Below are 6,544 nucleotides of genomic sequence, written 5' to 3' on the forward strand. Positions count from 1 at the left end.
CGGCACCTCGGCCCTGGCGGGCGCCGCGGCGCTCCTCACGGGCTCGAACTAGGCCGAGGCCAAGGCCACGTGGGCCGAATGGTTCCAGGCGAACTACCGCCTCATGACCGAGGATGAGAAGAAGGACGCAATAGACAGGCTCGAAACGCGCTATACCGAGGAGTACGGCAAGAAGACCACCGTGGACGGCATCCCCGCCAAGGAAGGCGTCCTCTTCGGCTACGCCCTTAATATCCAGAAGTGCATCGGATGCAGACGTTGCGTCCACGCCTGCGTCAAGGAAAACAACCAGTCCCGGCACCACCCCGATGGGGAAGCCACCGAGATCCAGTGGATACGCGTCATAAGGATGGAGAAGGGGAACTTCTCCGAGTCGGACATGGACAAGGGCTACCCCAGGGACTACGGCGTGCAGGTAGGCGGCAACGCCCACAAGCCCGCCGGAGTGGTGCTCGAAGGCCAGCACTACTACGAGCCCGAAAAAGTCCCGGAAAAGGAAGCCTTCTACTTCCCCATGCAGTGCATGCATTGCGAAAAGCCGCCGTGCGTCAAGGTCTGCCCCGTCAGGACGACCTACCGCGACCCGGACGGCATAGTCGTTATAGATTACAACTGGTGCATCGGGTGCAGGATGTGCATGGGCGTCTGCCCCTACTGGGCGCGGCGCTTCAACTGGGGCGAGCCCAACCTCCCCAAGGAAGACATGAACCCGAAGACCCACTACCTCGGCAACAGGCCGCGCATGAAGGGTGTCGTCGAAAAATGCACCTTCTGCCTGCAGAGGACCAGGCGCGGCAGATACACGGCCTGCGTGGAAGTCTGCCCCGTAGGGGCCAGGAAGTTCGGCAACCTGCTCGACCCCAATAGCGAGGTAAGGAAGATACTGGACAAGAAAAAGGTCTTCAGGATAAGGGCCGACTTGAATACGTACCCCAAGTTCTTCTACTTCATAGACTGAGGCGAAAGAGATGAACGTAAAGTCGAAGATAAACTTCTGCAAGGACCTCGCCATCTGCGCGCTCAAGGGCGGGCCGAAGTACTACGCCTGGCTGGGCTTCCTCGGCTTCTTCGTCATGCTCTGGGCCTACGGGTGGTACCATCAGGCCACCAAGGGCATGATAGTGACGGGCCTGACCGACCAGGTCACCTGGGGCATATACCTCGCCAACTTCGTCTTCCTTGTCGGCGTGGCCGCGGCCGCTGTGACGGTCGTGTTCCCGGCCTATATCTACAAGCACAAGCAGCTTAAAGAGATAGTGGTCCTCGGCGAATGCCTTGCCATCGCCGCGGTGGTGATGTGCCTGCTCTTCGTGCTGGCGCACATGGGCAGACCCGACAGGGCGTGGCACATGATCCCGAGCTGGGCGCCGATACCGTACTTCCACGGCATATTCAACTGGCCCAACTCGATGCTCACATGGGACGTGATGGTCCTTAACGCCTACCTGGTCCTTAACCTCATATGCGCCTTCTACTACCTCTATAAGAAGTACGCGGGCAGGGAGATCAACAAGAGGTTCTACATGCCCTTTGTCTACGTGACCATGGTCTGGGCCCTGAGTATCCATACGGTCACGGCGTTCCTCATCAACACCATGCCCGCCCGGCCCATGTGGTTCCATTCGGTCATGCCGATAAAGTTTATAATCACGGCGTTCGCCGCCGGACCCTGCCTGATTATAGTGGCGTTCCTCGTAATAAGGAAGAACACCACCTTGAAGATAGCGGACGAGGCCATAAACCTCCTCTCGCAGATAATCACCTGGTGCCTGGGTATAGCGCTCTTCCTCGCGCTCTCCGAGATAGTGACCGAACTCTACCCGAGCACCGAGCATTCGTTCTCGCTCAAGTACCTGATGTTCGGGATGCACGGCTTGACGAAGCTCGTGCCCTGGTTCTGGGTCTCCCTGTTGTCGATGATAACGGCCTTCATACTGTTCCTGATACCCAGTATAAGGAAGAACCATAATATACTCCCGTACATATGCATACTGGCGTTCGCGGGCATATGGATCGAAAAGGGAATGGGGCTCCTCCTGCCCGGCTTCATACCGAGCCCCATAGGCGAGTTCACCGAGTACACGCCGTCGTGGATAGAGATATTCATCTCGCTCGGCAGCTGGGCCATAGGGCTTGGGGTCTTCACCATACTCCTTAAGTTCTCCGTCGGGATACTGACCGGCGAGATCAGGTACAACGGGGACGACGGAGCCGGCGGGCCCGCGGCAGTGCCCGTGGTGGGTAACGCGGCGGCCACGGCCCCGAAAGATGCAGCCTCCACCGGCCCCAAGCCCTGGGATAAGGGCAAATGGGGAGGGGGGGGGAAGAAAGAATAGAGCCATGATTATCAGGATACTTATAGCGTGCGGCTTGACCTTAGTGTTCCTCGGGGGACTCGTGGGGACGGCCTCGGCCGAAGAAGGGGAGTGCTTCGAGAGCAGGGAGGGCTATACCAGGGTCCAGAAGACCGAGATAGAGCCCGGCCTCCCGAACGTCAAGTGCTCGGATAAAACGGGCGGCGTACTCTGGTGGGGCGACCCGTTCGACGGTACTCAGCCCATGGGCGAGATGCCCGACATAGAGGCCGACTACCTGCACGAAGAGGCCGTCGTAAAACCGAGGGTTCCGGCCGACGCCGGAGGCAAGAACCTTATGTACTACATGCCCTGTAGTCTATGCCATAACGGTACGATGGTCCCGTTCCCCAAGGACAGCAACCCGCGCGTGATTACTTCCGAGATGTACCCGCATGAGGCCTACGCGCCCAGGGACCCCAAGGACCTGAAGCACGGCAGGGGGGCGATCTGGTGCCTCGACTGCCACAACCCAACCAACCGCGACACGCTTATAGACCACAGGGGCAATGAGATAAGCTTTAACCAGCCGCAAAAACTCTGCGGCAAGTGCCACGGCCAGATATTCCGCGACTGGAGGGACGGCATACACGGGAAGCGCATAGGCTCCTGGGAGCCGGGCGGTAAGAAGAGGTGGTGGGTCTGCACCGAGTGCCACAACCCCCACGACGTCCAGCCGGGCTTCAAGCAGATAGCGCCTGAGCCCGCCCCGGAGCTCCCCAAGGGCATGTTGAACGCGGACCATGAAAAGGGCCACCACGGCGGCGGCCACGCCACCGACGCCGTCGGCCACGACACCGGCCACTCCGCCGAGGGCGAGCCCACGAGCCTCCACTAAGGCTCCTCCCTCCCCGGTCAGACCATCCGCAGGGTTTGCACGTTCTTATAGTGCAAACCCTTTTTTTGTCCCTTCTTCGACCCTGGGAAACTACCGGTCCTTAAGCTCCTCCAGCGCCTTCTTATCCGCCTCGTCCGTAAGCCCCTTCTCCGCGTAGAGGAGACCGAGGTTATGGTGCGCCTCCTTCAGGCCGGGGTCCAGCCTGAGCGCCTTTTCGTACGTCTCTATGGCCTCGCCCGTCCGCCCGGTGAGGACGTAGAGGTTGCCGAGGTTGGTTAGGGCCTCCGGGTAGTCGGGGTTTATGCGAAGGGCCTCACTCAGTTCCCGGATCGCTTCGTCGTGGGAGCCGTTCATGGCGTGGGCGGTCCCGAGGTTGTAGCGGTATTCGGCGCGACCGGGGTCGAGCCTTACGGCCTCCGCGTATTCTTCGGCGGCCGGGCCGGGCTTACCCAGCCTCAGGTAGGCCGTGCCGAGGTGGTTACGGGCTCTTGCGTGGCCCGGCTTGAGCCTTAAGGCCTCCCGGTACTCCTCTATCGCCGGAAGCGTCCTCCCCTGCCTCGCGTGGAGAAGCCCGAGGTTGTAGTGGGCGGAGGCGTTCCACGGCTCGGCCGTTATGGCGGCCCCGTACTCGACGGCGGCCTCTTCCATAAGGCCCTTTTTGAGGTAGGCGTTGCCGAGGTTCAGGTGCGGGTCCGCCAGGTAGGGCCGGAGCCCGATGGTCTCTTTGTACTCTCCGATCGCGTCGTCGGTACGTCCCAGGCGCTGGTAGGTGACCCCGAGGTTGTAGTGGCCCCTCGCGCTCGAGGCGTTCTTGGCCGTCGCGTCGCTCCAGAGCGTTACGTCGTCGAGAAAGACGGAATTTCTCCTGTGGGCGGCTGCCCCGAGGGCGACCGCCAGAATGAGGATAAATAGCCCCGCTCCCCCAGGCCCGGCCGCCCCGGCCGCTCTCTTTTTTTCGCTTTCTCTTTCCATCCCAAACCCTTCCACCATACAGGAAAATACCATATAATCAGAAGGGTTACAACGTCCGGAAAAAAATTTCCGGGAATTTCCCCCGGCCCTTGACATTCGGGGGTTTGCTCCCTACATTATACACGTGGGGCCCCACCCCCGCGCGGATGCGCGAGGGGTTTGACAGGGGTCCGTAAACCGACTATAGTAAACTACCAGGAGGGGATAAAAGATGGGAAAGATTATAGGTATAGACCTCGGCACCACCAACTCGGTCGTGGCGGTTATGGAGGCCGGGGAGCCGAAGGTTATAGTAAACGAGGAGGGCAACAGGATTACGCCCTCGGTGGTGGCCTTTACCAGGGATAAGGAGATACACGTCGGCCAGGTCGCCAAGAGGCAGGCCGTCACCAACCCGGAGGATACGATATTTTCGATAAAGAGGTTCATGGGCCGGAACTACGACGAGGTCAACGAAGAGATGAAGATGGTGCCCTACCATGTGGAGAAGGACGACCACGGCAGGGCCGTCATAAAGTCGGCCAACATGGGGAAGGTGTACCTGCCGCCGGAGATATCGGCCATGGTGTTGCAAAAACTCAAGAGGTCGGCCGAGGCCTACCTCGGCGAGCCCGTGACCGAGGCGGTAATAACGGTGCCTGCCTACTTCAACGACAGCCAGCGCCAGGCCACAAAAGACGCCGGGAAGATAGCGGGGCTCGACGTAAAGAGGATAATAAACGAGCCCACCGCGTCGTCTCTGGCCTACGGGCTCGATAAGAAGAAGGAAGAGAAGATAGCGGTATTCGACTTCGGCGGGGGCACGTTCGACATCTCCATACTCGATGTCGGCGAAGGGGTTTTCGAGGTCAAGTCGACCAACGGCGACACGCATCTCGGGGGCGACAACTTCGACCACCGCATAATAAGCTGGCTCGTCGAGGAGTTCAAGAAGGACCAGGGCATAGACCTCTCGAAGGACAAGATGGCGCTCCAGAGGCTCAAGGAGGCCGCGGAGAAGGCCAAGATAGAGCTCTCGAGCGTGGCGGAGACCGAGATAAACCTGCCCTTCGTAACCGCGGACGCCACCGGGCCCAAGCATATGGTCATAAGGCTTTCGAGGGCGAAGATCGAGCAGCTTACCTCGGAACTCGTGGAGAGGAGCCGCAAGCCCTGCGAGCAGGCCCTTGCCGACGCGGGACTCAAGGCCTCGGACATAGACGAAGTGGTGCTCGTCGGCGGCATGACCAGGATGCCGGCTATCCATAAGATGGTAGCCGAGATATTCGGCAAGGAGCCCAACAAGGGGGTGAACCCCGATGAGGTCGTGGCCGTGGGGGCCGCCATACAGGCGGGCGTGCTCGCCGGAGACGTGGACGACGTGGTGCTGTTGGACGTTACCCCGCTCTCGCTGGGCGTGGAGACGCTCGGAGGGGTCATGACCGCGCTCATAAACCGCAACACCACCATCCCCACCAAGAAAAAAGAGGTCTTCACCACGGCCGCGGACAACCAGACGCAGGTCGAGATCCACGTGCTCCAGGGGGAGAGGTCCATGGCGCCGGACAACAGGACGCTCGGGAGGTTCCACCTCGTGGGCATACCGTCGGCCCCGAGAGGCATGCCACAGGTGGAGGTAACCTTCGACATCGACGCCAACGGCATACTGAACGTCTCGGCCAGGGACACGGCCACCGGCAAGGAGCAGAAGATAACCATTACCGCCTCGAGCGGGCTCGATAAGGACGAGGTGGATAAAATGGTAACGGACGCCAAGGGGCACGCCGAGGAGGACAAGAAGAGGAAAGAGCTTATAGACGAGAGGAACAAGCTCGACTCCCTTATCTACTCGACCGAGAAGGTCCTTAACGAAAACAAGGAAAAGCTCCCGGAGGCCGAGGTGAAGGAGGTCGAGGACGCGATAGCGGGCGCCAGGGAGGCGCTTGCGAAGGACGACGCGGCGGAGTTGAAGAAGGCCGCGGAGGCCGTTAACTCCGCCTCGCACAAGATGGGGGAAACCCTCTATAAGCAGACCGCCGAGGCCCCGGAGGGGGAGGGGGGGGAGGAGGGCGAAGCCGCCCCGGAGGCGGGCAAGGTCGACGCCGAGGTTGTCGACGCCGAAGTGGTCGAGGAGAAGCAGAACCCTCCGGAATAAACGTACACCTATCGTCCCGGCTACGCCCGTAAAAACGCATGCAGAGAAAAGACTACTACAAAGTGCTGGGCGTGGCCGGGGACGCCACCGCCGAAGAGATAAAGAAGGCCTACCGCAGCCTCGCCAGGAAGTATCATCCCGACCTGCACCCCGACGACAAAGAGAACGAAGCCCGGTTCAAGGAGATAAACGAAGCCCACTCCGTACTGGGGGACCCGAAGAAACGCCGTGAATACGACATGGGGG

6 protein-coding genes are annotated in these 6,544 nt (G+C 60.5%); 5 read left to right on the plus strand and 1 reads right to left on the minus strand.

The window, feature by feature from the left end; all coding sequences use genetic code 11:
- Positions 1-103 precede the first annotated feature (103 nt).
- From V3W31_02435 to V3W31_02445, 3 genes are read left to right on the plus strand one after another with little or no spacing between them, the layout of a single operon-like run.
- A complete protein-coding gene (locus V3W31_02435; GenBank protein ID MEE9613795.1) occupies positions 104-958 on the plus strand; it encodes a 4Fe-4S dicluster domain-containing protein in 855 nt (284 codons plus the stop codon).
- A gap of 10 nt (positions 959-968) precedes the next feature.
- Entirely contained in the window at positions 969-2,336 is a 1,368-nt protein-coding gene (gene nrfD, locus V3W31_02440) for an NrfD/PsrC family molybdoenzyme membrane anchor subunit (GenBank protein MEE9613796.1), read from the plus strand.
- Between the two features lie 4 nt (positions 2,337-2,340).
- On the plus strand, positions 2,341-3,192 hold the full coding sequence (locus tag V3W31_02445; GenBank protein MEE9613797.1) for a cytochrome c3 family protein: 852 nt from the start codon (positions 2,341-2,343) through the stop codon (positions 3,190-3,192).
- 90 nt (positions 3,193-3,282) lie between these two features.
- Here the strand turns inward: V3W31_02445 and V3W31_02450 are convergent, their stop codons facing one another.
- Positions 3,283-4,164 (minus strand): tetratricopeptide repeat protein, encoded by an 882-nt coding sequence (locus tag V3W31_02450; protein MEE9613798.1) that lies wholly within the window; start codon positions 4,162-4,164, stop codon positions 3,283-3,285.
- Between the two features lie 211 nt (positions 4,165-4,375).
- Between V3W31_02450 and dnaK the strand changes: the two genes are divergently transcribed.
- Together dnaK and V3W31_02460 are read left to right on the plus strand one after the other, a co-directional pair.
- Positions 4,376-6,298 (plus strand): molecular chaperone DnaK, encoded by a 1,923-nt coding sequence (gene dnaK, locus V3W31_02455; GenBank protein ID MEE9613799.1) that lies wholly within the window; start codon positions 4,376-4,378, stop codon positions 6,296-6,298.
- A 38-nt stretch (positions 6,299-6,336) separates the two neighbouring features.
- On the plus strand, positions 6,337-6,544 hold a 208-nt coding region (locus V3W31_02460; GenBank protein ID MEE9613800.1), incomplete at its 3' end, for a DnaJ domain-containing protein.

The sequence above is a fragment of the Thermodesulfobacteriota bacterium genome (genome assembly GCA_036482575.1).
GTDB lineage: Bacteria > Desulfobacterota > GWC2-55-46 > GWC2-55-46 > JAUVFY01 > JAZGJJ01.